The organism is Pseudochelatococcus sp., from assembly GCF_050946405.1.
Taxonomy (GTDB): domain Bacteria; phylum Pseudomonadota; class Alphaproteobacteria; order Rhizobiales; family Beijerinckiaceae; genus Pseudochelatococcus.
In genome coordinates, this window is sequence record NZ_JBMNUS010000002.1 from 539,661 (window position 1) to 564,630 (window position 24,970).

The 24,970-nt window shown below is 67.5% G+C and carries 21 protein-coding genes and 1 tRNA gene; 9 read left to right on the forward strand and 13 right to left on the reverse strand.

Annotation, left to right across the window (positions count from 1 at the left end; translation table 11 throughout):
• Positions 1-102: 102 nt before the first annotated feature.
• The gene (locus ACOYJQ_RS06115; protein ID WP_433457111.1) at positions 103-1,098 is read right to left on the reverse strand and encodes a 2-hydroxyacid dehydrogenase; all 996 of its coding nucleotides are present in this window, start codon (positions 1,096-1,098) and stop codon (positions 103-105) included.
• Positions 1,099-1,402: 304 nt separating this feature from the next.
• On the opposite strand from ACOYJQ_RS06115, the gene ACOYJQ_RS06120 reads away from it, so the two are divergent.
• A complete protein-coding gene (locus tag ACOYJQ_RS06120) occupies positions 1,403-1,966 on the forward strand; it encodes an SH3 domain-containing protein (protein WP_433457112.1) in 564 nt (187 codons plus the stop codon).
• Here ACOYJQ_RS06120 and ACOYJQ_RS06125 read toward each other — a convergent pair.
• The 3 genes from ACOYJQ_RS06125 to ACOYJQ_RS06135 form a co-directional block, all read right to left on the reverse strand.
• Positions 1,956-4,556 carry a glycosyltransferase gene (locus ACOYJQ_RS06125; RefSeq protein ID WP_433457113.1) on the reverse strand — a complete coding sequence of 867 codons (2,601 nt, stop codon included), beginning with the start codon at positions 4,554-4,556 and terminating at the stop codon, positions 1,956-1,958. The genes ACOYJQ_RS06120 and ACOYJQ_RS06125 overlap by 11 nt on opposite strands.
• Before the next feature lie 178 nt (positions 4,557-4,734).
• Positions 4,735-5,784, reverse strand: a complete 1,050-nt coding sequence (locus ACOYJQ_RS06130) for a glycosyltransferase family 4 protein (protein ID WP_433457114.1) — start codon at positions 5,782-5,784, stop codon at positions 4,735-4,737.
• Entirely contained in the window at positions 5,781-6,434 is a 654-nt protein-coding gene (locus ACOYJQ_RS06135) for a hypothetical protein (RefSeq protein WP_433457115.1), read from the reverse strand. The genes ACOYJQ_RS06130 and ACOYJQ_RS06135 overlap by 4 nt, the downstream gene beginning before the upstream one ends.
• A gap of 787 nt (positions 6,435-7,221) precedes the next feature.
• Between ACOYJQ_RS06135 and ACOYJQ_RS06140 the strand changes: the two genes are divergently transcribed.
• The 4 genes from ACOYJQ_RS06140 to ACOYJQ_RS06155 all read left to right on the forward strand — a co-directional run bounded on the left by ACOYJQ_RS06140 (position 7,222) and on the right by ACOYJQ_RS06155 (position 13,280).
• Positions 7,222-8,784 carry an efflux transporter outer membrane subunit gene (locus ACOYJQ_RS06140; protein ID WP_433457116.1) on the forward strand — a complete coding sequence of 521 codons (1,563 nt, stop codon included), beginning with the start codon at positions 7,222-7,224 and terminating at the stop codon, positions 8,782-8,784.
• A gap of 84 nt (positions 8,785-8,868) precedes the next feature.
• Complete coding sequence (locus tag ACOYJQ_RS06145; protein WP_433457117.1) at positions 8,869-9,807, forward strand: aldo/keto reductase; 939 nt, start codon at positions 8,869-8,871, stop codon at positions 9,805-9,807.
• A gap of 341 nt (positions 9,808-10,148) precedes the next feature.
• Positions 10,149-11,843, forward strand: a complete 1,695-nt coding sequence (locus ACOYJQ_RS06150) for a PHA/PHB synthase family protein (RefSeq protein ID WP_433457202.1) — start codon at positions 10,149-10,151, stop codon at positions 11,841-11,843.
• A 6-nt stretch (positions 11,844-11,849) separates the two neighbouring features.
• On the forward strand, positions 11,850-13,280 hold the full coding sequence (locus ACOYJQ_RS06155) for a bifunctional enoyl-CoA hydratase/phosphate acetyltransferase (RefSeq protein WP_433457118.1): 1,431 nt from the start codon (positions 11,850-11,852) through the stop codon (positions 13,278-13,280).
• Between the two features lie 24 nt (positions 13,281-13,304).
• Here the strand turns inward: ACOYJQ_RS06155 and ACOYJQ_RS06160 are convergent, their stop codons facing one another.
• Together ACOYJQ_RS06160 and ACOYJQ_RS06165 are read right to left on the reverse strand one after the other, a co-directional pair.
• Positions 13,305-14,072, reverse strand: coding sequence for a VOC family protein (locus ACOYJQ_RS06160; RefSeq protein ID WP_433457119.1), 768 nt, complete (start codon positions 14,070-14,072; stop codon positions 13,305-13,307).
• A 10-nt stretch (positions 14,073-14,082) separates the two neighbouring features.
• A complete protein-coding gene (locus tag ACOYJQ_RS06165; RefSeq protein WP_433457120.1) occupies positions 14,083-14,436 on the reverse strand; it encodes a DUF1428 domain-containing protein in 354 nt (117 codons plus the stop codon).
• A gap of 327 nt (positions 14,437-14,763) precedes the next feature.
• Here ACOYJQ_RS06165 and ACOYJQ_RS06170 point away from each other — a divergent pair, with 327 nt between their 5' ends.
• Entirely contained in the window at positions 14,764-15,216 is a 453-nt protein-coding gene (locus ACOYJQ_RS06170; RefSeq protein ID WP_433457121.1) for a MarR family winged helix-turn-helix transcriptional regulator, read from the forward strand.
• A 76-nt stretch (positions 15,217-15,292) separates the two neighbouring features.
• On the opposite strand, the gene ACOYJQ_RS06175 is transcribed toward ACOYJQ_RS06170, so the two are convergent.
• The 5 genes from ACOYJQ_RS06175 to ACOYJQ_RS06195 form a co-directional block, all read right to left on the reverse strand.
• Positions 15,293-15,952, reverse strand: a complete 660-nt coding sequence (locus ACOYJQ_RS06175) for a phosphoribosyltransferase (protein ID WP_433457122.1) — start codon at positions 15,950-15,952, stop codon at positions 15,293-15,295.
• Positions 15,953-16,088: 136 nt separating this feature from the next.
• On the reverse strand, positions 16,089-17,285 hold the full coding sequence (locus ACOYJQ_RS06180; RefSeq protein ID WP_433457123.1) for an MFS transporter: 1,197 nt from the start codon (positions 17,283-17,285) through the stop codon (positions 16,089-16,091).
• 68 nt (positions 17,286-17,353) lie between these two features.
• On the reverse strand, positions 17,354-17,779 hold the full coding sequence (locus ACOYJQ_RS06185) for an OsmC family protein (RefSeq protein ID WP_433457124.1): 426 nt from the start codon (positions 17,777-17,779) through the stop codon (positions 17,354-17,356).
• Between the two features lie 161 nt (positions 17,780-17,940).
• Positions 17,941-18,402 carry a hypothetical protein gene (locus ACOYJQ_RS06190; RefSeq protein WP_433457125.1) on the reverse strand — a complete coding sequence of 154 codons (462 nt, stop codon included), beginning with the start codon at positions 18,400-18,402 and terminating at the stop codon, positions 17,941-17,943.
• Positions 18,399-19,397, reverse strand: coding sequence for an LLM class flavin-dependent oxidoreductase (locus ACOYJQ_RS06195; protein ID WP_433457126.1), 999 nt, complete (start codon positions 19,395-19,397; stop codon positions 18,399-18,401). The genes ACOYJQ_RS06190 and ACOYJQ_RS06195 overlap by 4 nt, the downstream gene beginning before the upstream one ends.
• A 418-nt stretch (positions 19,398-19,815) precedes the next feature.
• Here ACOYJQ_RS06195 and ACOYJQ_RS06200 point away from each other — a divergent pair, with 418 nt between their 5' ends.
• A complete protein-coding gene (locus tag ACOYJQ_RS06200; protein WP_433457127.1) occupies positions 19,816-20,322 on the forward strand; it encodes a GAF domain-containing protein in 507 nt (168 codons plus the stop codon).
• A gap of 133 nt (positions 20,323-20,455) precedes the next feature.
• Here the strand turns inward: ACOYJQ_RS06200 and ACOYJQ_RS06205 are convergent, their stop codons facing one another.
• Together ACOYJQ_RS06205 and ACOYJQ_RS06210 are read right to left on the reverse strand one after the other, a co-directional pair.
• On the reverse strand, positions 20,456-21,058 hold the full coding sequence (locus ACOYJQ_RS06205; protein ID WP_433457129.1) for a 2-hydroxychromene-2-carboxylate isomerase: 603 nt from the start codon (positions 21,056-21,058) through the stop codon (positions 20,456-20,458).
• Between the two features lie 277 nt (positions 21,059-21,335).
• Positions 21,336-21,411: transfer RNA gene (locus ACOYJQ_RS06210), tRNA-Ile, on the reverse strand.
• A 407-nt stretch (positions 21,412-21,818) separates the two neighbouring features.
• On the opposite strand from ACOYJQ_RS06210, the gene ACOYJQ_RS06215 reads away from it, so the two are divergent.
• Positions 21,819-22,940 carry a hypothetical protein gene (locus ACOYJQ_RS06215; protein ID WP_433457130.1) on the forward strand — a complete coding sequence of 374 codons (1,122 nt, stop codon included), beginning with the start codon at positions 21,819-21,821 and terminating at the stop codon, positions 22,938-22,940.
• A gap of 163 nt (positions 22,941-23,103) precedes the next feature.
• Entirely contained in the window at positions 23,104-24,945 is a 1,842-nt protein-coding gene (ftsH, locus tag ACOYJQ_RS06220; protein WP_433457203.1) for an ATP-dependent zinc metalloprotease FtsH, read from the forward strand.
• Positions 24,946-24,970 lie beyond the last annotated feature (25 nt).

A 24,970-nucleotide genomic window follows, 5' to 3' on the forward strand; every position in this document is an offset into this window, starting at 1 on the left:
GGGGCATTTCCGCATCTCGACGGCAAGCGGAAATGCCATGACGTCGCGCGGGGAAGCCCCCGCCCCGGCCGATCCATCATGCGACCTTGCGGGCGGACGCCCTCATACCATGCTCGGCAGCACGCGGTTGGGGGCGCGGTGGCCGTCCAGAAACGCCTTGATGTTGACGATGACCTTCTCGCCCATCTCCGTGCGCCCCTCGATGGTGGCGGAGCCCAGATGCGGCAGCAGCACGACGCCGTGGTTGCGCGCCAGCTTCAGGAGGCGCGGGTTGATCGCGGGCTCGGCCTCGAACACGTCGAGCCCCGCCCCGCCCAGTTCCCTGGATTCGAGCATCTGGATGAGGGCTTCCTCATCGATGATCTCGCCGCGCGCGGTGTTGATCAGGATGGCGTCCCGCTTGAGCAGCCGCAGCCGGCGCGCGGACAGCAGATGATAGGTCGCGGGCGTGTGCGGGCAATTGACCGACACGATGTCCATGCGCGCCAGCATCTGATCGAGCGATTCCCAATAGGTCGCTTCCAGCTCCGCCTCGATCTCGGGCGAGACGTGGCGGCGGTTGTGATAGTGGATGGAGAGCCCGAACGCCTTGGCCCGGCGCGCCAGCGCCTGCCCGATGCGCCCCATGCCGACGATGCCGAGGCGCTTGCCGGTGATGCGCCGCCCCAGCATCCATGTCGGAGACCAGCCGGCCCATTGCTCCTGGCCGATGAGCCGCTGCGCGCCCTCCGACAGCCGCCGCGCGACGGAGAGAATCAGCGCCATCGTCATGTCGGCGGTGTCCTCGGTGAGCACGCCGGGCGTGTTCGTCACCGTGATGCCCCGCGTCAGCGCCGCCGCCACGTCGATGTTGTCGACGCCGTTGCCGAAATTGGCGATCAGGCGCAGTTGCGGGCCGGCCTGCGCGATCAGTTCCGCGTCGATCCGGTCCGTGATGGTCGGCACCAGTACGTCGGCGATCCTCACGGCCTCGAGGAGCTGCTCGGAGGTCAGCGGCTTGTCGTCCATGTTGAGACGGGCATCAAACAGCTCGCGCATGCGCGTTTCGACGCTCTCCGGCAGGGTGCGGGTCACGACGACAAGGGGCTTCTTCTTCATGGATGAAAGTTCCGATCCCGGCGCTCGATTTCACGCCACGTTAAGAACCAGGGAGGCACAACTGCAAGCGGTATCGTACAATTCCGACGCCGTTCCACCTGTATGAAACCCGCTTCGACCGAAAACATGATATCGCACCGCATAACATCGTCCGATCATGATCCGCGGAGAAACGGCTTCCCCACATGCAGCAACCGCTCGTTCTCTGTTAGAGCATGATGGCGGGAAGATGCAACAGCGCCGCCGGCTCCATCACGTCTCAACGGTCAAGTCCGCACAGAATGCCCGCTACAGAAAGTCGACCATGCTCAAAGCCGCCGTTCCGACAGCTCTCGTCCGCGCCGTCCTCGTCCTTGCCGCTTTCGCCCTGCTGCCGGCCGCCGCGGCCCGCGCCCAGCAACAGCCGGCAGCCGGGCAGACGATCGGCTCGAACAGCAAGCTGCCGGTTCCGCGATACGTGAGCCTGAAGTCGGACCGGGTGAACCTGCGCGCCGGTCCGGCCAAGGATCACCGCACGCTCTGGGTGTTCCAGCGCGCGGGCCTGCCGGTCGAGATCACGGCGGAATTCGCGACATGGCGGCGTATCCGCGATTCGGAAGGCACCGAGGGATGGGTGCTGCACAGCCTCCTTTCCGGCCGGCGCACGGCGCTCGTCACCCCGTGGGACCGGGACAAGGGCAAGCCCGCCACGCCGCTTCTCGCACGCGCCTCTGAAAACGCCGACGTCAAGGCGCGGCTGGAGCCAGGCGTCATCGTCAGCATAGAGACCTGCGACGGCGCCTGGTGCCGCATATCCGTGCGCAACGTGCAGGGATACCTCCAGCAAGGCCGCCTCTGGGGCGTCTATCCCGACGAGGTCATCGAATAGACTGCCCCGCCTTCAGCCCGGCCCGTCGCCAGTCCGGCGTCTCGCCGTCGCCGTCGAGGCGCTGGCAGACGGCCGTCAGCGCGGCGCGCTGACGCAGCACGAGCAGCGCCGCGCGCAACACCTCCTCGGCGTCCGGCGGCGGCGCATCCGCAGCCTGCCCGGCGCGGCGCGCGTCGACGGCCGCGCCGTTTCCGGCGCCCTTCTCATCCCGCGCCAGCGCCGCGCTGATACGGGCGTCGAGCGCCTCGATACCGGCGTCGATCTCGCGCAGCTTGTCGGTGACTTCCTGCCGCAGGCCCGCCAGGGACCGGTGCACCTCGTCCATCCGCGTATCGATGGGCCGCACGCGCTCCTCGATGCGCGCCCAGATGCGCCGCCAGACGGGCCGCACCGCCCAGGAAACCGAGCGGCGCATGCTGTCGCGCAGGGCGATGTTGGGAGGCAGTTCCCGCCCGGTCTCCGACGTCGCGCCGAAAGCCGCCTCCGGCGCATCGGCCGGCGGCGTCGCCTCGGCCGCATCGGCGCACGCGGCCAGCAGGCCGGTATAGGTGATACCGGCGTTGTCGCGCATGATCTGGCGCACGGATTCGGGCACGTCCACGCCGTGCAGTTCCACGCCCTTCAGGAAATAATCCCAGAAATAGGGATTGTGCACCCACTGCACTTCCCGCAGCAGCAGATCGGGATAACGGTCGGGATGCTTGCGCAGCAGGATGGCGTCGTTGAGGAAGAATTTCGAGCGCACCTCGAGCGATTCGCGCTCGATCACGCGCGGATGGGGCGGATGATAGACCCACGCCTCGCGCGAGAAGGGAATTTCGCCGACCGCCTGCAAGCGCCAGCCGAGATCGGTATCCTCACGAAAATGCGGCTTTTCGAGAGCGATGTCGAAACCGTTGATGGCGTGAAACACGTCCGCCTTCACGAACAGATTCGCGGTCATGAAACCGATGCCCTCGAAACCGTCGTTGGTGACGCGCCGCCAGTTGGGATCGCCGGCGCGGTCCGATGTGATCAGCCCTTCGAGGCCCACGATATCGGCGGTGGAGAAACATCCGTGAGCGCCGGCGAGCCAGCCCTCGTGCGGCTCGCAATCGTCGTCGGTGAAGGCGATGACATGGCCGCGCGCAAGCCCGGCGCCGGTGTTGCGCGCCGTCACCGCGCCCTTGCGGTCGGTGTGGATATAAAGCATCTCGAAACCGAAATCGCGCTCGCGGTCCGGCCACGGCTCCGCGCTCTGATCGACGATGACGACCTCGAAGTCGCGCCACGTCTGCCGGGCGAGGTAACCCGCGAGCTTCGTCAACAACGCGGGCCGCTCGTAGGTGGGCACCACGACCGAGAAATACGGCCGCGCCCTTCCCTGCCGCTTCGGCTCCGCCCAGCGGGCGAGCAGCGCGCCGAGGTTGTCGGAAATGCGCTCCCACGAATAGAAGCGATCCGCCTGTGCCCGCGCACCGTCCGCGAGCCGCGCCTTTTCGTCGGGGTTGGCGAGCAGGCCGCGCACCGTGTCGGCGAAGGTGCCGGCATGCGCGATGACGAAAGACCTTTCCGAAGTCTCGATGCCCCGCGCGCCGATGTCCGTGGAGACGATCGGCAGGCCGGCGGCCATGAAGTCGAGCATCTTGATATTGGTGCCCGAACCGCCGAACATCGGGTTGACGGCGATATCGGCGGCATGCAGCCAGGCGATCTTGTCGTCCTCGGGGATCTGCCCCGTCACCTTGAGATTGGCCCGCTGGGCGATGTCGCGCAGCCCCTCGCCGACGCCGCCGGCGATGACGAACAGCACATCGGGCAACGCGGGCGCCAGCACATCGGCGATGAAACGCGCGGCGGCGAGGTTGGGGCCGTAGAAACTGCCGAGAAAGAACGCCACCGGCCGCCCCTCGACGCCGAGCCGCTGGCGCACGGCATGCTTCTCATCGACGGAGGGAGACAGAATCTTGCGTGTGAAGGTGCCGTTGGGAACCACGCGGATACGCCCGGCCGGCACGCCGTAAAGGTTCGCGAAGGCTTCCCGGTCCTCGTGGGAGCAGGCGAGGATCAGATCCGCCGCGCGGCACATCTCGCTTTCCACGGCGACGACGCCCCGCGCCACCTCCGACCCCGCCGCGCCGTCGTCGAGCAGCTCCGTGCGCAGAAGCCCCTCCACGTTGTGCGCGTCGTAGACGACAAGCTGCCGTTCCGGCGTCAGCACGTCGCGCACCAGCGGGTAAATCCACGGATGCGAGAACACGACGATATCCGCATCCCGCGCCGCCTTGCGCGCCGCCTCGACATAGTCGGGCGAGAGATGCGCCATGGCGTGAAACGTGGTGTCGATGACGCACTTGCCCCCGACCTCGCCCGCCCGCCGGTCGGCAGCCGCGAAATGCGCCTCGGACAGCGGGACGAGTTCCTCAAGCAGGGTCGGCGTGAGCTGCTGGGTGCGCGCTCCGGGACCGCGCCAGTCGTAGGTGCCGACATAATGCGCCTGATGGCCGTGGCCGAGGCCGAGGCCGTGATAGAGCCCCAGAAGACGCAGCCTGCCCCCGCCCGTCGGCGGATCGATAGGCTGCATGTCAAGTACGGCCGTGCGCAACGTCATTACAGCAGCCCTTTTGATAAGTTACACCGTCGAACGAATGCACGAAAAACGATGGAATCCGCGCCTGATCGAGCCAACAATACACGTAAACGCGCACACATGAATCTGATGTAGAGGTTTTATTTTCTTTCCATCCCGCCGTCAACGGCGCGTCACGGCGGGGAATCGCCACGCCGGCTCAGGATGCGCGCGAGAGCGGCTGAAAGGGCAGCCCGAGTGCGGTGGCCAGCTTCACGGCCACCTTTTCCCAGGTGACATCCGCCGCGGCCCGCATGCCTTTTCGCCCCATGTCGGCGGCGAGCGCCGGGTCTTCCACCAGCCGGTCGATCCGTTCGGCGATGGCGACGGGGTTCGGCTCCGCGACGAAGCCGGTCACGCCGTCCTCGACGACGCGCGCGGGTTCGCCGCTGTCGGCGCAGGTGATGACGGGCTTGCCGCTGAGAAAGGCCTCGAAGGTGATCAGGCCGAGATCCTCGTTGCGCGGCATGAACAGCACGGCGAGCGAATCGCGGTAGTAGCCGAGCAGTTCCTCGTCGCTGACCCATCCCGTGAAGCGAATGCGCGGATCGCCGGCGGCGCGTTCCTTGAAGCGCTCCGCATCCTCGCCCGCCCCGGCGATGACCAGTTCCACGGGCGCGCGGACGTGCCGCATCGCCTCGATGGCGAGATCGACCCGCTTCCAGCGATGCAGGCGGCCCGGCATGAACAGGTGGCGGAACGGGCCTTCCCGCAGGCCGGCGAGGCTCGTCGGATGCCGGACGACTTCGGCGTCGAGCCCGTTGAAATGGCGCAGGCGCTGCGCCACTTCCTCGCCGATGGCGAATACCTTGCGCGTGCGCGGCGAACGCAGGGCGGCGGAATCGAGGGCGAGAATCAACTCGCGCTGGGTGCGCAACTCGTCCGATCCCCTGCCGAATTCCACATCGAACATATCGTAGAAAACGCGCATCGTGTGCTGCAAGTAACAGACATGATTGGGATGGCGCACGAGATAGGACGGGGCCTTGGAGGTGATCACACCGTCATAGGCGCTCACGTCGAGGTCGTAGAAACGCAGATAGGTTTCCTTGATGCTGTCGAAATCCGCCTCGTTCGACGGGATTTGCAGCAAGGTGACGTCGAGCCCGATATCCCGCAGCGCATCGCGCAATCCGGCGAAAAAGCGCTCGGCGCCGCCCGTCTCGCCCGATCCCGAGCCCGCGGCGACAATGGCTACCTTCGGCTTCATGGCCGCTCCCCGTCCTGTCCGCCGCCGGCGCGCGCCTCAAGAGCCCCGATCTGCTGCGTGAGGGCCTGAATACGCTGGCCAAGCTGCGCCTCGGAAGCCTTGCGCGCCTCGATCGTCTCTTCCAGACGGCGCTCGAGCTGCTGCACCTTGCGCTCGGCCGCGTCCACGCGCGCCACCACCTGCCGCATGTAGCTCGCGAGGCGGGGAATATTGCGCATGATGCGCGCCAGCGCCGCGAGCTTGCGGCCGAGCAGGGAGCGGCGAACGCGCTCCACGAAACGCTCCCGCGCGAGGCCGGAAATCCGCGCGCCGCGCGCCTGCGCCTCATCGGTCGCGGCAAGCGCGTCGATGACCTCGATCCGGCTCATCTCGCCGAGACGCAACCGTTGCAGGAAGCGGGCCGCATCCTCGCCGGCGGGCTCGCGCCCGAGCACGGCCAGATGCGCCGCCCGCATGAACACCACATCGTAATGAGCGAGAAGCTCGGTCGCGGTGTAGTCGAGCCGCGCGGCGTCGACAGGCGGAGGGATGACATCCGCCCCGTTGACCGCCGCAATCTCGGCATTGGCCCGCGCCTTGCGAGCCTCCACATCGGCACGGACCCGCTGCATCAGCGCATCGAGATCGTCCAGCGGCACCTGTTCACTCACGTCGCCATTCCCCCGAACAACGAAGCCTCCCTGCGCTCCCGCGGGCCTGCGGCCTACAGCGATACACGCGGACAAAAACCGACGCCGCCGGAACCCCGGAGGCATCATGACGGCGCTCACATCGACAGGACAGCGCCTCTTACCCCACATCGGAACTCATCACAACAAGTCAATTTGACGATCCATACACAGGACTTATCCTTCTCAATTCGATATCCAGCATACCGAAATACATATGCGTATTAATAAGCGTAAAATGGTTAATGATTTTCACGCACCTGCATCTGCATTCGAAACGGCGAACGGGCACGGCGCCCGGCAGGACGGCGAGACCCGACGGATCGGCCGATCTCGCGGCGGGATCACGATCGTTATTGTTCCGAATTGACCGGATCAACGCAAGAGCTGCCCGGCGGACGTGCACGAAACGCAAGAAGAAATTCATTCTAGACGATACACGGGGGCGCGGTGATCATCGTCTTTATGGGCGTTGTCCCGCAACGTACTGTCGTTCAACCGGCAGCGTGGCGTTTATACCATTGCACGGGCTCCGAAGGCCCTTCCCGACCGGCAGGGAGGGCGCGCCCGCGGGGCCGGCTGATGTCGTCGGACATATCCGAGATACATTTGTCCGCCAAAAGCAGATGCGGGATGGAATCGGCGGCGTTCTCGTGCCAAACGTCGCCTGTCGATTTTCATTTGCGCCCCCTCCGCGCGAATCCGTCCTCCGGCTCGTCGCGGCGGCTCTCATCGACGGCAGAATGCGCTTCAGGGATGACTTCGGAACATGATCCACCGCCAGCGACATCGCGACCACCGCCGGGACACCACGACAAGCGCCATCGCGGGCCACGGCACTCGCGCGCGCGGCCTGTTGCGGGGCGGCGTGGCGATGTTGCTCGCCGGCGGGCTTTGCGCCTGCGCCGTGGGGCCGGATTACGAGAAGCCGCCGCTCGCCGTGCCGGCGGCCTGGAGCGGCGGCGGCAGCGCAACCGCCGCCAGGCCCGCCGATCTCGCCCGCTGGTGGAAGCGCCTGCGCGACCCGGTTCTGGACGGTCTCGTCGCGCAGGCCGTGGCGGGCAACCTCGACGCCGCCGCCGCGCGGGCGCGCATCCGCGAGGCCCGCGCGAGCTACGATCAGGCCGTCGGCGGCCTGTTTCCCTCACTCGACGCCTCCGCTTCCGCCTCGCGCAGCAAGAGCGGCGGGCCGGGCGGCTCGGGACAGGCGTCCGGCAACATATCGAACAGCCTGCGCGCCGGGCTCGACGCCGGGTGGGAAGTCGACCTGTTCGGCGCCAACCGCCGCACCGTGGAAGCCGCCCGTTACGGGCTCGACGCCGCCGAAGAGGAATTGCGCGCCACGCTGCTGACGCTGATCGGCGATATCGCCACCAATTATGTCGACGTGCGCAGCTACCAGGCGCGTCTCGCCCTCGCCCGCCGCACCGCCGCCGCCCAGCGGGCCACGGCGGCGCTGACGAAAGCGCAATACGAGGCCGGCGCGGCGTCAGGCGTCGATCTCGCCAACGCCACCGGCCAGGCCGCCAGCACGGAGGCGGGCATTCCCACGCTGGAAGCGGCGCTGGCGCAGGCCATTCACCGCCTCGGCGTGCTCACCGGCCAGGCGCCGACCGCCCTTTCCGGCCAGTTGCGCAAGAGCGCGCCGGTGCCCTCGCCCCGCCTGCCGCTGCCCGTCGGCGTGCCCGCCGACATCCTGCTCGCCCGGCCGGACGTCCGCGTCGCCGAGCGCCAGCTCGCGCAGGCGACGGCGCGCATCGGCGCGGCCGAGGCGGCGCGCTACCCGGCCATCAGCCTCACCGGCAACGTGTCGACCGCAGGCGTACGGCTCGGCGATCTGGCGAAGAATTCCTCGATAAGCTGGTCTTTCGGGCCCAGCCTCAGCGTGCCGGTGTTCAACGCCGGCCAGTTGCAGGCCGCCGTGGAAGCGGCCCAGGCGCAGCGCGACCAGCAGTTCCTCAACCTGCGCGCCACCGTGCTCACCGCGCTGGAAGAGGTCGAGAACGCCATCGTCGCGCTGGCGCAGGAGCGCCTGCGCTATCAGAAGCTGTCGCAGGCGGCGGCGAGCTACCGCGAATCCGCCCGCCTCGCCCGCACCTTGTTCGAAAGTGGCTCGACCAGCTTCATCGAGGTGCTCGACGCCGAACGCTCGCTCTATTCCGCCGAGGATGCCCTCATCCAGAGCGGCGTGAACATCACGCTGCATTATATCGCGCTCAACAAGGCGCTCGGCGGCGGATGGGACGGCGCGGCCGACGCCGGCAAACCCGAAATCGTCGACAGGATGGGGCCGCGCCCCGCCGCGTTCCTGCGCACGGCGGAAAAGAAGTGACACAGCGCACATGAAGCGGGACGCTCACTTCTTATAGTGGAAGAATCGCGTCGCCCGACGCCGGGCGCATGAGGAGAAGCCAGCATGACACGCCGACTCGGCCAGACAGACATCGCCATCGCCCCGCTCGTCTTCGGCACCAATGTCATCGGCTGGACGGCCGACGAGGCGACGTCCTTCGCCCTGCTGGACGCCTTCGTCGCGGAAGGCTTCACCGCGCTGGACACGGCCGACGTCTATTCGCGCTGGGTGCCGGGCAACGACAGCGAGAGCGAGCGGATCATCGGGCGCTGGCTGAAGGCGCGCGGCAACCGGGACGGAATCCACCTTTTCACCAAGGTGGGCTCGGATGTCGGGCAGGGAAAGATCGACCTTTCCGCCAAATGGATAGAGCAGGCCGTCGAAGCGTCGCTGCAACGCCTGCAGACGGATTACATCGATCTCTATCAGAGCCATTGGCCCGATCCCACCGTATCGCAGGAAGAGACGCTCACCGCCTACGACCGCCTCATCCGGGCCGGCAAGGTGCGTTTCATCGGCGCGTCCAATTACGACGCCGCGCTGCTGTCGGAGGCGCTTTCGGTATCGGCCGACAAGGGCCTGCCGCGCTACCGGACGCTTCAGAACGAATACAACCTGCACAAGCGGGATACCTTCGAGGGGCCGGTGCAGGAACTGGTGCTGCGGGAGGGAATCGGCGTCATCTCGTATTACGCGCTGGCCGCGGGCTTCCTCACCGGCAAATACCGCACGGAGGCGGACCTGAAGGGAGCGCGCGGCGAAAGCGTCAGGCGCTATCTCGACGAGCGCGGCCTGCGCATTCTGGCCGCCCTCGACACGGTGGCCGGGCGGACCGGGGCGGCCCATTCCGAAATCGCGCTGGCGTGGATCATCGCGCAGCCCGGCATCACCGCGCCCATCGCTTCCGCCACCTCGCTCCCGCAACTGGAAAGCCTCGTCAGGGGCGCGCGCCTCGCCCTCGCGCCGGAGGACCTCGCGCTGCTGACGGAAGCCGGCCGCTGACCGCCCGCGGCAAACGGTCGCTGCGGTAAAATATGAAATCCGAGCGCATGTTCCGCTTCCATCGGAAGGCGCGCTCGGACGAAAAACGCCGGCGCGACGGGAAATGCTGGCGGGCCGGGTGCCCGCGATGTACAACGAAACCGTCAAGCGTGTACGCGACGAGGATCTCAGTCCCGATGGCGAAGCCGACCGAAACCGCAGACAGCACGTCGATCCTGCCCGCGCCCCTCCCGCGGCAGGCGGCGGCGCCTTTCGCCCCTCCCGCGAAGGATTGGGAGCTGTTCTCGCTGCCGAGCGCCGAGGAGGTGCTGGGGCAGGAAGGTTTCAAATCGTTCGACCGCATGCGCGAGGCGCTGACGGCTCAATTTTCCGGCGGCCTGTCGCCGGCGGCGCTGTCGCTGGCGTTTTACGACTGGGCGATCCATCTCGCGCACGCGCCCGGCAAGCGGGCGGAATTGGGCTACAAGGCCGTGCGCAAGGGCGCCCGCTTCGCGAACTACCTGACGGCGACGGCCGTCGATCCGAACACGCCCCCCTGCATCGCGCCCCTGCCCGGCGATCAGCGCTTCACCGGCGAGGCGTGGCGGGAAGCGCCGTTCTGCTTCATCGCGCAGGCGTTCCTGCTGCATCAGCAGTGGTGGCACAACATCACCCATGAAGTGCCGGGCGTCACGCCGCACAACGAGGATGTGGTGAGCTTCATCGCGCGCCAGATCCTGGATGTCTTCGCGCCCTCGAACAACCCGTTCACCAACCCGGAAGTGATCCGCAAGACGCAGGAAACCGGCGGCGCGAATTTTCTGCAAGGCTGGTGGAACTGGCTTGAGGACGCGAGCCGCACCGTCACCGGGCAGCCGCCCGTGGGTTCGGAAAACTTCGTCGTGGGCCGCGATGTCGCGGTGACGCCGGGCAAGGTGGTGTTCCGCAACCACCTCATCGAGCTGATCCAGTACGCGCCGGCGACGGAGAACGTGCATGCCGAGCCCGTCCTGATCGTGCCGGCGTGGATCATGAAATACTATATCCTCGACCTGTCGCCGCACAATTCGCTGGTCCGCTATCTGGTCGGGCAGGGCTATACCGTCTTCTGCATTTCATGGCGCAACCCGGACGCGGATGACCGCGACCTGAAGCTCGACGATTACCGCAAGCTCGGCATCGTCGCCGCGCTGGAGGCGGTGAACGCCGTCCTGCCGGGCCGCAAGACGCATGCGATCGGCTATTGTCTGGGCGGCACCCTGCTCGCCATCGCCGCCGCCGCCATGGCGCGCGCGGGCGACGACCGGCTGGCGACGGTGACGCTGCTCGCGGCGCAGACGGATTTTTCGGAGCCGGGCGAACTCGCCCTCTTCATCGACCACAGCCAGGTGCATTTCCTCAAGAGCGTGATGTGGAACAGGGGCTATCTGGACTCCAGCCAGATGGCCGGCGCCTTCCAGCTTCTGCGCTCCAACGATCTCATCTGGTCGCGGCTGGTGCACGACTATCTGCTGGGCGAACGCGCGCCCCTCATCGACCTGATGGCGTGGAACGCCGATTCGACGCGCATGCCCTACCGGATGCATGCCGAGTATCTCAAGCGGCTCTATCTCGACAACGAGCTGGCGGCGGGGCGTCTCCTCGTCGACGGCCGGCCGGCGGCGCTCCAGAACATCCGCACGCCGCTTTTCGTCGTCGGCACGGAGCGCGATCACGTCGCGCCGTGGCCGTCCGTTTACAAGATCCACTACATCACGGACACCGAAGTCACGTTCGTGCTCACCAGCGGCGGTCACAACGCCGGCATCGTCAGCGAGCCGGGCCGGCCGCGGCGGCGCTACCGCATCGCGCGCAAGGCCGCGACCGACACCTGCCTCAGCCCGCAGGAATGGGCCGAGGCGGCCGCGCCGCACGACGGCTCGTGGTGGCCCGCGCTGACGGAATGGCTGCACCGCCACTCATCGCCCGGCCTCGTGCCGCCCCCCGCCCTGGGCGCGCCCGAGCGCGGCTTTCCCGCCGTCGCCGACGCCCCCGGCACCTATGTGTTGCAGAGGTAGAGCATCATGAGCGTCGCCCCGGAAGCCGGCCCCGTCCTGCGCAACCGCACGTTCGACGAAATCGCCGTCGGCGACACGGCGTCGCTGACGCGCACCGTCGGGCGCGACGACATCGACCTGTTCGCCGCCGTTTCCGGCGACGTCAACCCCGCCCATCTCGACAGCGCCTTCGCCGCGACCGGCCTGTTCGGCCATGTGGTGGCGCACGGCATGTGGACGGCGGCGCTGATCTCGGCGGTTCTCGGCACGCGGCTGCCCGGCCCCGGCACCGTCTATCTCGGGCAGGATCTGCGCTTCATCAAGCCCGTGAGCCTCGGCGACACCATCACCGCCACCGTCACCGTGGCGGAACGGCGCCCCGACAAGCGCATCCTCACGCTCGACACGCGCTGCACCAACCAGCACGGCGCGGAAGTGCTCACCGGCACGGCGACGGTCATCGCCCCCGACACCAAGGTGGAATGGCCGCAGAAGCCGCTGCCGCAGATTTCCGTTCAACGGCACGATCTGTTCGAGGGCTTCATCGCCCGCGCCAGGGACGGCGCGCCGCCGCGCACCGCCGTCGTGCATCCCTGTTCGTCGGATGCGCTCATCGCCGCCGTGAAGATGCGGGAACTGGGGCTGATCGACCCCGTGCTCGTCGGCCCGGAGGCGCGCATCCGCGAGATCGCCGCCGAAGCCGGCGTGGCGCTGGACGGCATGGCCATCGAGCCGGCGGCGCACAGCCACGCCGCCGCCGCCCGCGCCGTCGAACTCGTCGTCGCCGGCAAGGCGGAGGTGCTGATGAAGGGCAGCCTGCACACCGACGAACTGCTCGCCGCCGTGCTCGCGCCCGCCGCCGGCCTGCGCACGGAACGGCGCATCAGCCACATCCACGTCATGGACGTGCCCGCCTACGACAAGCCGCTGATCGTCACCGACGCCGCCATCAACATCCGCCCGACGCTGGCGCACAAGCGCGACATCTGCCAGAACGCCATCGATTTCGTGCGCGCCATCGGCGTCGAGGAACCGCTGGTCGCGGCGCTCGCGGCGGTGGAAAAGGTCAATGACAAGATGCCCGCGACCCTGGAGGCCGCGGCGCTCACCGTCATGGCGCTGCGCGGGCAGATCACCGGCGGCAAGGTCGACGGGCCATTGGCGTTCGACAACGCCATCAACCGCGACGCCGCGACGGCCAAGGGCATCGTCTCGCCGGTGGCGGGGCAGGCCGACATCCTGCTCGTGCCGGACCTGGAGGCCGGCAACATGCTGGCGCGCCAGCTCGTCTATTTCGCGCACGCGGACACGGCCGGGCTGGTGCTCGGCGCGCGGGTGCCGATCATCCTCACGAGCCGCGCCGACTCGCTGCGCGCCCGCGTCGCCTCCGCCGCGCTCATCAAGCTGATGTGCGCGCATCGGATCGGATATTGGGGCAGCGAGAGCAAAATCCACTGATTTCGCTCTCGCCGTTCGCCCCGCTCAGCGGGCGGGGCGCGGACCGACGAGAGCGAAGTAGACGCCCTGCGGGTCCCGGCCGATCACGATGAATTCCTCGCCGGGCACCTCGTGCGGGCCATGCGCCACCTGCCCGCCGTTCACCGTGATTCTGGCGATGGCGGCGTCGATATCCGTGACGCCGAAGTAGAACGTCCAGACCGGATGCGGCACTTCCGGCGGAGCGGGCAGCACGGCGCCGAAGGTGACGTCTCCGCGATCGAGCAACTGATAGACGCCCTGCTCACCCATCGGTATCGCCTGCCCCTTCGTCCAGCCGAAATGGCGGGCGTAGAAGGAAAAAGCCGCTTCCGGGTCGCTGGTCGCCAGTTCGTTCCAGCGACAATGACCGGCGTCGTTCAGCGAGAAGGCGCGGCTTTCGCCCTCCTCCGCGCTGGCGATGAGGCAAAAGACCGCCCCTTGCGGATCGGCGACGACCGCGAAGCGCCCGACGCCCGGAATATCCGTCGGCGGCACATGCCGGCTCGCGCCGTCTTCCGCCAGGGCGGAAACGGTTGCATCGACATCCGCGACGCCGATATAGCCGACCCAGCCCGGAACGCCGTTTTCAGGAACGGACATGAGGCCGCCGATATCTTCCCCGCCCGCGGCGAAAATGCGATAGCGGCCGGGATCGGCGGGATCGAAGGGCCGGCTGGTCCAGCCGACCACTTCGCCATAGAAGGCCGCGGCCGCTTCCGGATCGTTCGCCATCAGTTCATACCAGATGAAGGCACCGTGCTGCGAGGTCATGTCATTCTCCTCAAACGTCGAGAAGCGGCGCGAAGCCGCCGAAGATCATGCGTTTGGCGTCGAAGGGCATCCGTTCGCCCATTTCCTTCATGCGCGGGTCGGCCTCCATCTTCCGGTAGGCGGCATCGCGCACCTCCTTCGAGGGATATTCGATCCAGGCGAAGACGACGACCTCGCCCTCCTCCGCTTTCACCGCGCCGCGAAAATCGGTGATCTTGCCGTCGGGCACGTCGTCGCCCCAGCATTCGACCACCCGTGTCGCGCCATATTCCTTGAACAGAGGCGCCGCCCCGGCGGCATGCTTGCGGTATTCCTCCCGGTTGGCGGCCGGCACGGCCGCCACGAAACCGTCGACATAGTTCATCGCTTCTCTCCCTGATCCGCATGAAGCGGCCGCCGTCCGAACAAACGGCCGCAGGTGCGCCCCCGCTCGCGGCGCGCCCGTCCGTGCAGGCTTCCCACCGCGTTCCCCGGCCGGAGCGGCGAACGTTCGAACGGAATCGCGCCGCCGCTCCGTCATATTGTTTTCGCATCAGGTTTCCCCGGCCCGAGGAACCGGGAAGTGCATGCGCTGTCCGCCTGATGCGATAAAACACCGACATGATGTCGCATCGTGATCTTTGCCGTTTGACGCGCCATCGCCAATGTTGATATCAACGTTTTTATGCAACGAATGTCAACCCCTCGGGCGATGAAACCATTTTTCGACGTTCCCTTCGAAACCACGTTACGGGTGCGCGACACCTGCCTCTGTCTGCATGCGCAGCGCGCGGCGCGCGCGCTGGCGCGCCGGTTCGATATCGCGCTGAAGCCGGCCGGCATCACCAACGGACAGTTCTCGCTGCTGATGTCGCTCAACCGGCCGCAACCGCCGAACCTTGGCAGCGTCGCCGCCCTCCTGGCGATGGATCGCACCACGCTGACGGCGAACATCAAGCCGCTGGAGCGGCGCGGCCTGATCGAAACCGCCACGGACACGAAAGACAAACGCATGCGCCTGCTGCGGCTCACCGACGCCGGGCGCGCCGTGCTGGCCTCCGCCACCCCCATCTGGGAGCGCGTGCATGCCGAGATCGAGGCGGGGCTGGAGTCTCCCGACGCCCTGCGCGCCGGCCTCATCGCCCTGTCGGGGGCTTTCGGCTAAAGCAGTCCGCTTTCAGGCCGATCCATCGAATTGAACGCAAGTTGCGGCAAGATATGGAATTCAAAGCGGGATGCGATCAGGTTGAATCGCCATCCCGCACCGGATGTTGCGCGAGCAGCCGGACGACCTCATCATCCGGCACCTGATCGAAATCCCGATAATAATAGCCGATCGCGCCGAAATCGGCATGGGTTTCGAGGCAGACGATATCATCGGCCTCGCCTCGCAGCGTTTCGAGCGCGTCCGGCGGCGCGACGGGCACGGCCAGCACGATCCGCTCCGGCCCACGCGCGCGCACCGCCAGCAGCGCCGCGCGCGTGGTGGCGCCGGTGGCCACGCCGTCATCGACGACGATGGCGGTGCGACCGGCGATATCGGGATGGGCGCGCCGGCCGAGATAGCGCGCGCGCCGGCGCTCGATCTCCGCCAGTTCACGGTCGCGCACCTGCGCGAACGCCTGTTCGCCGACGCCGCTGCCGGCGATGACGCCGAGGTTGCGGACGGTCAGGGGTTCCGGGCCATCGACCACCGCGCCCATGGCGAATTCAGGATCGTGCGGAAGGCCGATCTTGCGCACGATGACGAGATCGAGCGGCGCATCGAGCGCCGCCGCGATTTCGGCTGCGACGGGAACGCCGCCGCGCGGCAGCGCCAGAACCACCGGCTTTCGGTCTCGATAGGGCAGAAGCGCCGCGGCGAGTTGCCGGCCGGCATCGGTACGATTCCTGAACGGCATGGCGTATCCGAACTGCACGCCTCCCGGAGCGGCGTTTGCGGTGCGGCTCCTCGCGGCCGCCGCCTTTCACATTCCGCAGCATACCCTGCCGCGCCGCGCGGCGCGTTGACCCGCGTCAACCTTCCGCCGCGCCGGCCTACGGCAGCGCTCCCTGCTCGCGCCGGCCGGGCAAGCGCCACAGCAGCGGCACGAGCACGAGAGCGACCGTCGGGAATATCAGCCAGTTGATCAATTCCCAGCCCGATGCCGTCAGCAGCGTGCCGGCGGAAAACGAAGCGGCGGCCACCGTGCCGAAGATCAGGAAATCGTTCAGGCCCTGCACCTGCCCCTTCTCTTCCGGCGTATGGCAATCCGTCACCATCGCGGTGGCGCCGATGAAACCGAAGTTCCAGCCCACGCCGAGCAGGATCAGGGAGATCCAGAAATGGGCCAGTTCCAGCCCCATCAAGGCGACGCCGCCGGCGGCCGCGGTGAGCAGCAGGCCCGCCGCCGTCACCCGCTCCTTGCCGAAACGGGCCATGAGATGCCCGGTGACAAAACTCGGCGCGAACATCGCCAGCACATGCCACTGAATGCCGAGCGCCGCCTCGCCCACGGTGAAACCGCAGCCGATCATGGCGATGGGCGCGGCCGTCATGACGAAGCTCATGAGGCCATAGGACACGATGCCCGCCGCGATCGCCAGCATCAGACGCGGCCGGAGCAGGATTTCGCGCAGAGAACGGCGCTGGCCCGCCGGCGCGTGACCGGCCGTCGCAGGCGGCGCGCGCAGCAGCATCAGCACCGGCAGCGCCAGCAGGGCCAGCGCCGCCTGGCTCAGAAAACTGCCGGCGAAAGGCGCGGCCGGAAAGGCGTCGCGCGTGTGGATGACGAGTTGCGGCCCGATCACCGCCGCCATGAGGCCGCCGATCATCACCCATGAGATCGCCTTGGCCTTGAGCGCGCCCTCCACCGCATCCGTCGCCGCGAAACGATAGCTCTGCACATAGGCGCCGTAGAAACCGGCCATGAAGGTGCCGAGGCAGAAGACGACGAAAGCCGCCATCACGATGCCCAGCGTCGCCACCAGCCCCGCGAACACGCCGATGCCGGCGCCGAACAGATAGCCGCTGCGGCGGCCGAAACGGCGCATGACGAGCGCGGCGGGAATGGTGCCCATCGCAAGGCCCAGACTGTAGAGGCTGACCGGCAGCGTGACCAGCGCCGCGTCGGGCGACAGCATCTGGCCGACGATACCGCCGAGCGAGATGATGATCGGCGGGCCGGCCGCCCCGAGCGCCGTCGCAGCCGTGAGAACGAGGATATTTCTGCGCGCGAGCGCTTCTGCCGTCATGATGTCGCTTTCGCCCGATACGCGCCCCGAGGCCGGAGACGCGGCAACGCGGAACGCAGGGATTTTCTTTACCCCGCAATCGATGTGATTTCCATGCCCGCTTCCAGCGCCAGGCCCACCGGGCATCGTGCGGCGATGGCCATCAGCGCGGCCCGCTGCTCGTCATCGAGCGCGCCGTCGAGCACGATCCGGCGCTCGACGGCATGCGGCTTGCCGCCCGCCTTGTCTGCACCCGCGCGCGTATGCCTCACCGACACGCGCACATTGTCCAGCGGCCACTTCTTGCGGTCGGCATACATGCGAATCGTCATCGCGGTGCATGCGCCGATGCCGGCCAGCACGAACTCGAACGGATCCGGCCCCGTGTTGCGCCCGCCCATCGCGCCCGGCTCGTCCGCGCCCATGATGTGCTGGCCGATGCTGACGAACTGGCCGTAGGGGCCGTGACCGCTTTCCTGAACATGAACCACGTTGCGGTGGTCGAGAGCCGACATGGCCGTTCCTTTCGCTGCGTTGCCGATCGGAGGGCAGCCGTACAGTCTATTTCGAAAAAATGCAATTAATAAACCGCAATTAACAAATCGAGAAAGCCGCCGGATTTCGGCGTCGATGCGCCTCCGGTTTCTCGGTTGAATCCGTCCGGGCGGCAAACGCTCTATCTGCCGTATTCCATCCACGCCCATCCCAGGCCGCGCGACCAGTTTTCGATCCACGCGGGCGTATCGGCGAGCAGAAGCGAGCCGGGCTCGGGACGGTCCGCAATCCACGGTTCCGGGGGCGGAGAACCCGTATCGGTGGCCAGCGACATCTGCGCGCTGCGGTGCATCTCGCGCCACAGCGTCAGCGCCGGGCCGGGCCCGCGCGCGACCGCGGTCGTGAGGATCGGCATCCGCTGCGCGCGCGATCCGCGCCAGAGCGTGACCATGAGGTTGTCGCGATGATGCGAGCCATCCACCAGATATCCGTCGCTCCCGCCGGGCGCCGGCAGCAGGCCGCCCAGCAGCACGCCGTCGAGCATTTCGGCGATGGCGGCGATAGCGTCGTCGCGGATATCGTGGCGCGCCACCTGCGTCACCCGGCCGGTCGTAAGCGTGATGCGGCGGAGGTTCTGCGTCATGGGCGGGGATTGCCCAGCCCTGCGGCGGCGGCGATAAGCGCGAGCGACCGCAGGCGCGCCGCATGCTCGTAGACGTCGGAGACGACGATCAGTTCATCCGCGCCCGTTTCCGCCACCAGCGCCGCGATGCCGGCACGAACGGTTTCCGGCGCGCCTACGATCGAGCGCGCGAGCATCCGCTGCGCCTGCGCCTTCTGGCCGCCGGACCAATAGGTCTCGATGTCGTCGATCGGCGGGAGGCTGAGGCCGCGCTTGCCGACGACGAGATTGGCGAAGGACATCTGCTGTGTCGTGGCCAGCCGCCGCGCTTCGGCGTCGCTGTCGGCGGCGACGATGTTGACGCCCACCATGGCATAGGGCTTCGCGAGTTGCTCGGACGGCTTGAAGCGGCTGCGATAGAGATCGAGCGCCGGCAGGAGATAATCGGGCGCGAAATGCGACGCGAAGGCGAACGGCAGGCCGAGTTCGGCCGCGAGCGAAGCGCCGAAGCCGCTGGAGCCGAGAATCCAGAGCGGCACCTCGGTGCCCGCGGCCGGCACCGCGACGATGCGCTGATCGGGGCCGGCGGGCGCGAGAAACGCCTGCAACTCCAGCACATCCTGCGGGAAAAGGTCCGATGCCTCCGGCGACCGGCGCAAGGCGCGCAGGGTGAGCTGATCCGTGCCCGGCGCGCGGCCGAGCCCCAGGTCGATGCGCCCCGGAAACAGCCGCTCCAGTGTGCCGAACTGCTCCGCGACGACATAGGGCGCGTGGTTGGGCAGCATGATGCCGCCCGCTCCCACGCGGATGCGCTGCGTGCCATCGGCGATGAAGCCGATCACGACGGCGGTGGCGGCGCTGGCGACGCCGGCCATGTTGTGATGTTCCGCGATCCAGATGCGGCTGTAGCCCCACGTTTCGGCATGGACGGCGACATCGCGCGCGTTGAGCAGCGCGCCGCGTGCGTCGGTCGCCTGCGTGACGCGGACGAGATCGAGAATGGACAAGGGCATCATGACACTGCATTTCCCGCAATTGGCGTCGTCAGGAGCATCAAGCCGACGAGCGCGCGCACTTTATCGCCTCGCAGCCTTTTGGGCCGAAAAACCTGATGCGTAAACAGGTTGACGGAGCAGCGACACGATTCGGCATGTCACGTCCGCCGCCCCGAAGCGTGAGCCCCCTTCCGCTTCACGCCCCCATATGAAGGGCTGCGGGACGGCGCGTCAATCCGGCCGCCGACCGCGCCGGCGCGCGCGACGTGTCCGGGAGCACCCGGACCGCCGGAAAAGACGCAACATCCGCTTGACGCCCGCCGCGAGGCCCGATGCAATGAGGCTCCATGCCGGAGCGCTTGCCGATCAAATGGAATCATCCGATCGACGAGAATGCGCTCCAATCAGCGAAACGCGGAAAGCCTCCGGGGGATTTTCAATGTTCGAGGCCGTTCCCGTCGACGCTTCCGATCCGCTGCGGTTCCACGCGGAACTCGACCGGCAACTGCGCGCCCTGATCGCGGGCGAGCGCGACAGGATCGCCAACGCGGCCAACGCATCGGCGCTCATCTTCCAGCTCGTGCCCGGTCTCAACTGGGCGGGCTTCTACTTTCTGCACACGGAGCGGGAGCTTGTCGTCGGCCCTTTCCAGGGCAAGCCGGCGTGCGTGCGCATCGCGGTGGGCAAGGGCGTTTGCGGCGCGGCGGCGCAGCGGCGGCAATCGATCGTCGTCGAGGACGTTCACGCCTTTCCCGGCCACATCGCCTGCGATGCCGCCTCGCGTTCGGAGCTGGTCGTGCCGCTGATCCGCGAGGGCGGCACCGAACCTGGTACAGTGCTCGGCGTACTCGACCTCGACAGCCCCCTGCCCGGCCGCTTCAGCGAGGCCGACCGTATCGGCTTCGAGCGACTCGCGGCGACCTATGTCGCGGGCAGCGACTGGTAAGGCGCGGCTGCTTCGGGCCGGCGGCGCCGTCTACCGGATCGGAACGTCGGCCCCGCTGGCGGGGCTTCCGTCCGGGACAACGGCCGTGCGATGGGTCGTCACGGCCGTGATTTCCCTCCGACGCGCGCGGAAATCAGTGCGCCGGATTTTCCCCGTTCAGGTGGCGCTCCAGAAACGGCAGGCTGTCCTGCCCCCAATAGAGTTCCCCATCGTAGCGGAAGGTGGGCAGGCCGAAAACGCCGGCGGCCTTCGCCACCGCGTAGTTCGATTTCCAGACGCCTTGCACGTCGTCCTGCTGCGCGCGCGCCTCCAGCGCCGCGCCGTCGAAGCCGGCGGCGTCCGCGATCGCGCGGCGCACATCGGCGTTGCCGATATCCTCGGCCCTCACCCAGAGCGCCTCCTGCAACGCCGCCGTCAAGCGCAGCCAGTCCTGACCCTCGAGCTGCGCGGCGAGCGCCAGAAAGCCCGCCGGCGTCGGGTCGGACAATCCGGCGCGGTTGTCCAGATCGAGCTTCTTTCCGCGCAGCGCCGCCCAGCGCTTCAGGTCCGTCCGTCCATAGACGCGCCGCGCTTCCGGGCGGTTGCGTGAATAGATGGCGCCGTTCTCTTCGATCAGGGGAATGAGGTAGGGCCGGATTTCCGCATCGAAACGGCGGGCGAGCGCGACAAACGGCTCAAGCCCGATGAAGGCCCATGGAGAGCCGATCCCGTAGAAGTAATCTATCGTCACCGTCATTTGTCGTTATCCTCGATAATTGACCAATCGACAACCTTCGCCGCGCGGCGCCCCGCCGCCGCTTGCGGCAAAAAACATCTATATTATCTATAGGAAAAGTCGACTCTCACTGAAGAGGATATCTCCCCCTCTTTTCGCCGCAGCGGGCTCATTGGCGAATGGCGCGGATTTTCGCGGAGCGGCGCGAAGCAGGATGGCGCAATACAACGGAAACGCCGGGCGGCGCCGATCGCCGCGAACCTGAAACGTCCTGAAATTTCAATGCTATATCTGGATTTGGTGGGCCAGGAGGGACTCGAACCCCCAACCAGACCGTTATGAGCGGCCGGCTCTAACCATTGAGCTACTGGCCCGAAGCCGGGAGAAGCGATTTCCGCCTTCCGCAAGCGCAACCCGCCGACCGGAGAATCGCGACAGGACGGCGCGGTGCCGCCATCCCTCTGTCGAAAGGCCCGAAGCACCCCGATCTGGATTCACCGATCAGAACCTGCTTCCGGGAAGAATCGCGGAATGCTTTCCGATTTCGCGGAATTGGAAAGTACTCCGGGACGTTCTTGTCACAACGCTCCGCCGAGCGCAAGGCCGCCGAGCGCAAGGCCGTCAGGTGCAAGGCCGTCAGGTGCTCCGCCGCCGGTTCCGGCGCCGTGCAGCGATTTGTGTTCGATCAACACGCGATCCGCCGGCACCGCCTAGAGTGAGGGCATGTTTCATTCGGCGCGATACCGAATCACATATCCGAACGACAGGCAGGAAACGACACATGTTGCACATTGATCTTCCCACCCGGTCCCAGATCGACGCGCTCGCCCGCTACCGCAGCGCGCCGGCGGTGTCGATCTATCTGCGCACCACGCCGCAGGACCCGGAAGCGAAGGCCGACCGCATCACGCTGAAGAACCTTCTCAGGCAGGCGATCACCGAGCTGGAGGAAGCCGATACGCCCAAGCGTTCGATATGGCCGATCCAGGAAGGGATCGAGGCGCTGATCGAGGATGACGGTTTCTGGATCGAGCAGGCCAACAGCCTCGCGATCTTCGCCACGCCCGAGAACATCCGCACCTTCCGGCTTCCCAACAACCTGACGAATATCGTCGAGGTGTCCGACCGCTTCCACCTGAAGCCGCTCATCCGCTCCGTCACCTTCCCGCACCACGCCTACGTGCTGGCGATCAGCGTCGGCGCCGTGCGGCTGATCGAAGTCTCCGCCGATCTGCCGCCCCACGAGGTCAGCGTGCCGGGCCTGCCGCGCAACCTCGGCGAATTGCCGAGCGGTCGCAATCATCTGGAGCGCGATCGCGACCCGCGCGGCGGCGCCGGCCCCGGCGAACACGCCAACCTGCTGCGCTACGTGCGCGCCATCGACCGGGGGCTGCGTCCCGTGCTCGCCGGCGACGAGCGCCCGCTGATCATCGCCGCCACCGAGCCGCTGGCGTCGCTGTTCCGCTCCGTCAGCAGCTATCCCCATGTCGCGGCCGAGGTCATTCCCGGCAGCGCCGGGGAAACCTCCGAAAACGTGCTGGCCACCGCCGCGCGCGGCGTGCTCGACAATGTTTACGCCGCCGAAATCCGGGCGCTGGGCGATCTCTACACGGCGCGCGAGGCACAGGGACGCGCCACCACCGACATCGCGGCCGCCGCCCGCGCGGCGACGTTCGGCGCCGTCGACACGCTCATCACCGATATCGACGCCACGATATCGGGCACCGTCTCGGACGATGACGGCAGCGTCACGTTCGACGAGGCGCCCGACGCGGTGAACTACGGCGTGACGGATGAAATCGCCCGGCGCGTGCTGCAATCCGGCGGGCGGGTGGTCGCCGCGCGCAAGGCCGACATTCCCGGCGGCGGCGCGCTGGCCGCCATCCTGCGCTACGCCCTGTAACATCGGCGGCCGGGCCAGCCCGGCACAGACGGCGGGACGAAGCGAATGCCGCTCCGTCCCGCCATCCGCGCATCGTGTTTTTCCCGACAACGATACCCGTTTCCGGGACGGATGCGTTATGCTGCGCGCGGATCCGACGGCGCGGGAGCGTAAGGCCATGGCGATGGGAATGAACGGGAAAACGCAGTTCAACATCTGGTATTGGGCCGCCGCCTTTCTGGGGCTGATGGCATTCCAGTACGTGTTCTCGACCGCCACGCAGGTCGCCGAAATCCCCTACAGCCAGTTCGCGACCTATCTCGACAACGGCCAGATCGCCGAGGTCGCCGTTTCGGACCGCTTCATTCAGGGGCGGTTCAGGGAACCCGTCGACGGCCGGCCGATGTTCGTCACGACGCGGGTGGAGCCCGATCTCGCCCGCGATCTCCAGTCGCGCGGCGTCGTCGTCACCGGGCGGATCGAGAGCACCTTCCTGCGCGATCTGCTGTCGTGGATCGTTCCCGTGGGGCTGTTCATCGTCGTCTGGATCTACTTCCTGCGGCGCATGGGCGCCAACGGCGGCGGGCTGATGCAGATCGGCAGGTCGAAGGCGCGCATCTACGTGCAGGCCGACACCGGCGTCACCTTCAAGGATGTCGCGGGCGTTGACGAGGCCAAGGACGAGCTGAAGGAGATCGTCGCCTTCCTGAAGGATCCGAAGGGTTACGGCCGGCTCGGCGGGCGCATGCCGAAGGGCATCCTGCTGGTCGGCCCGCCGGGCACCGGCAAGACCCTGCTCGCGCGCGCCGTGGCGGGCGAGGCGGGCGTGCCGTTCTTCTCCATTTCCGGTTCGGAATTCGTGGAGATGTTCGTCGGCGTCGGCGCGGCGCGCGTCCGGGATCTGTTCGAGCAGGCACGCGCGCGGGCGCCGGCCATCATCTTCATCGACGAACTCGACGCGCTGGGGCGCGCCCGCGGCTTTGGGCCGAGCATGGGCGGGCAGGACGAGAAGGAGCAGACGCTCAACCAGCTTCTCGCCGAGCTCGATGGTTTCGACCCCTCTGCCGGGCTCGTGCTGCTCGCCGCCACCAACCGGCCGGAGATCCTCGATCCCGCCTTGCTGCGCGCCGGCCGTTTCGACCGTCAGGTGCTCGTCGACCGGCCCGACAGGATCGGACGCATCCAGATTCTCGGCGTCCATCTGAAGAAGGCGAAACTCGCGGCGGACGTATCGCCGGAACAGATCGCCGCGTTGACGCCGGGCTTCACGGGCGCCGATCTCGCCAATCTGGTCAACGAGGCGACGCTGCTCGCCACCCGCCGCAATGCCGATGCCGTGGCAATGGAAGACTTCGGCAACGCGGTGGAGCGCATCGTCGCGGGGCTGGAAAAGCGCAACCGGCTGCTCAACCCGAAGGAGCGCGAGATCGTCGCCTGTCATGAGATGGGCCACGCGCTCGTGGCGATGTCGCTGCCGGGAACGGACGTGGTGCACAAGGTCTCGATCATCCCGCGCGGCGTCGGCGCGCTCGGCTACACGATCCAGCGGCCGACCGAGGACCGGTTCCTGATGACGCGGGAGGAACTGGAGAACAAGATGTGCGTGCTGCTGGGCGGGCGCGCGGCGGAATGGATCGTCTTCCACCATCTGTCGACGGGCGCCGCCGACGATCTCGCCCGCGTGACGGATATCGCGCGCGCCATGGTCACGCGCTACGGCATGGCGGAGAAGCTCGGCCACATCGCGCTGGAGAAGGACAGAAGCTCCTTTCTCACCGCCGATCAGCCCTTCTTCGGCCCGCCGGAGCGCAGCTATTCGGAAGCGACGGCGGCGGCGATCGACGGCGAGGTGCGCCGGATCGTGGATGAGGCGTTCGACAGGACGGTGGCGCTGCTCGGCAAGCGCCGCGATACGCTGGAGCGGTCGGCGAAGCTGCTGCTGGAAAAGGAGACGCTGACCGAAAGCGACCTGCGGCGCATCGTCGGGGAAACGGCCGCCCGACCCGTGATCGCCGGCTCGCCCTGAAGCCCGCGCGAGCCGCGGCCGGCCG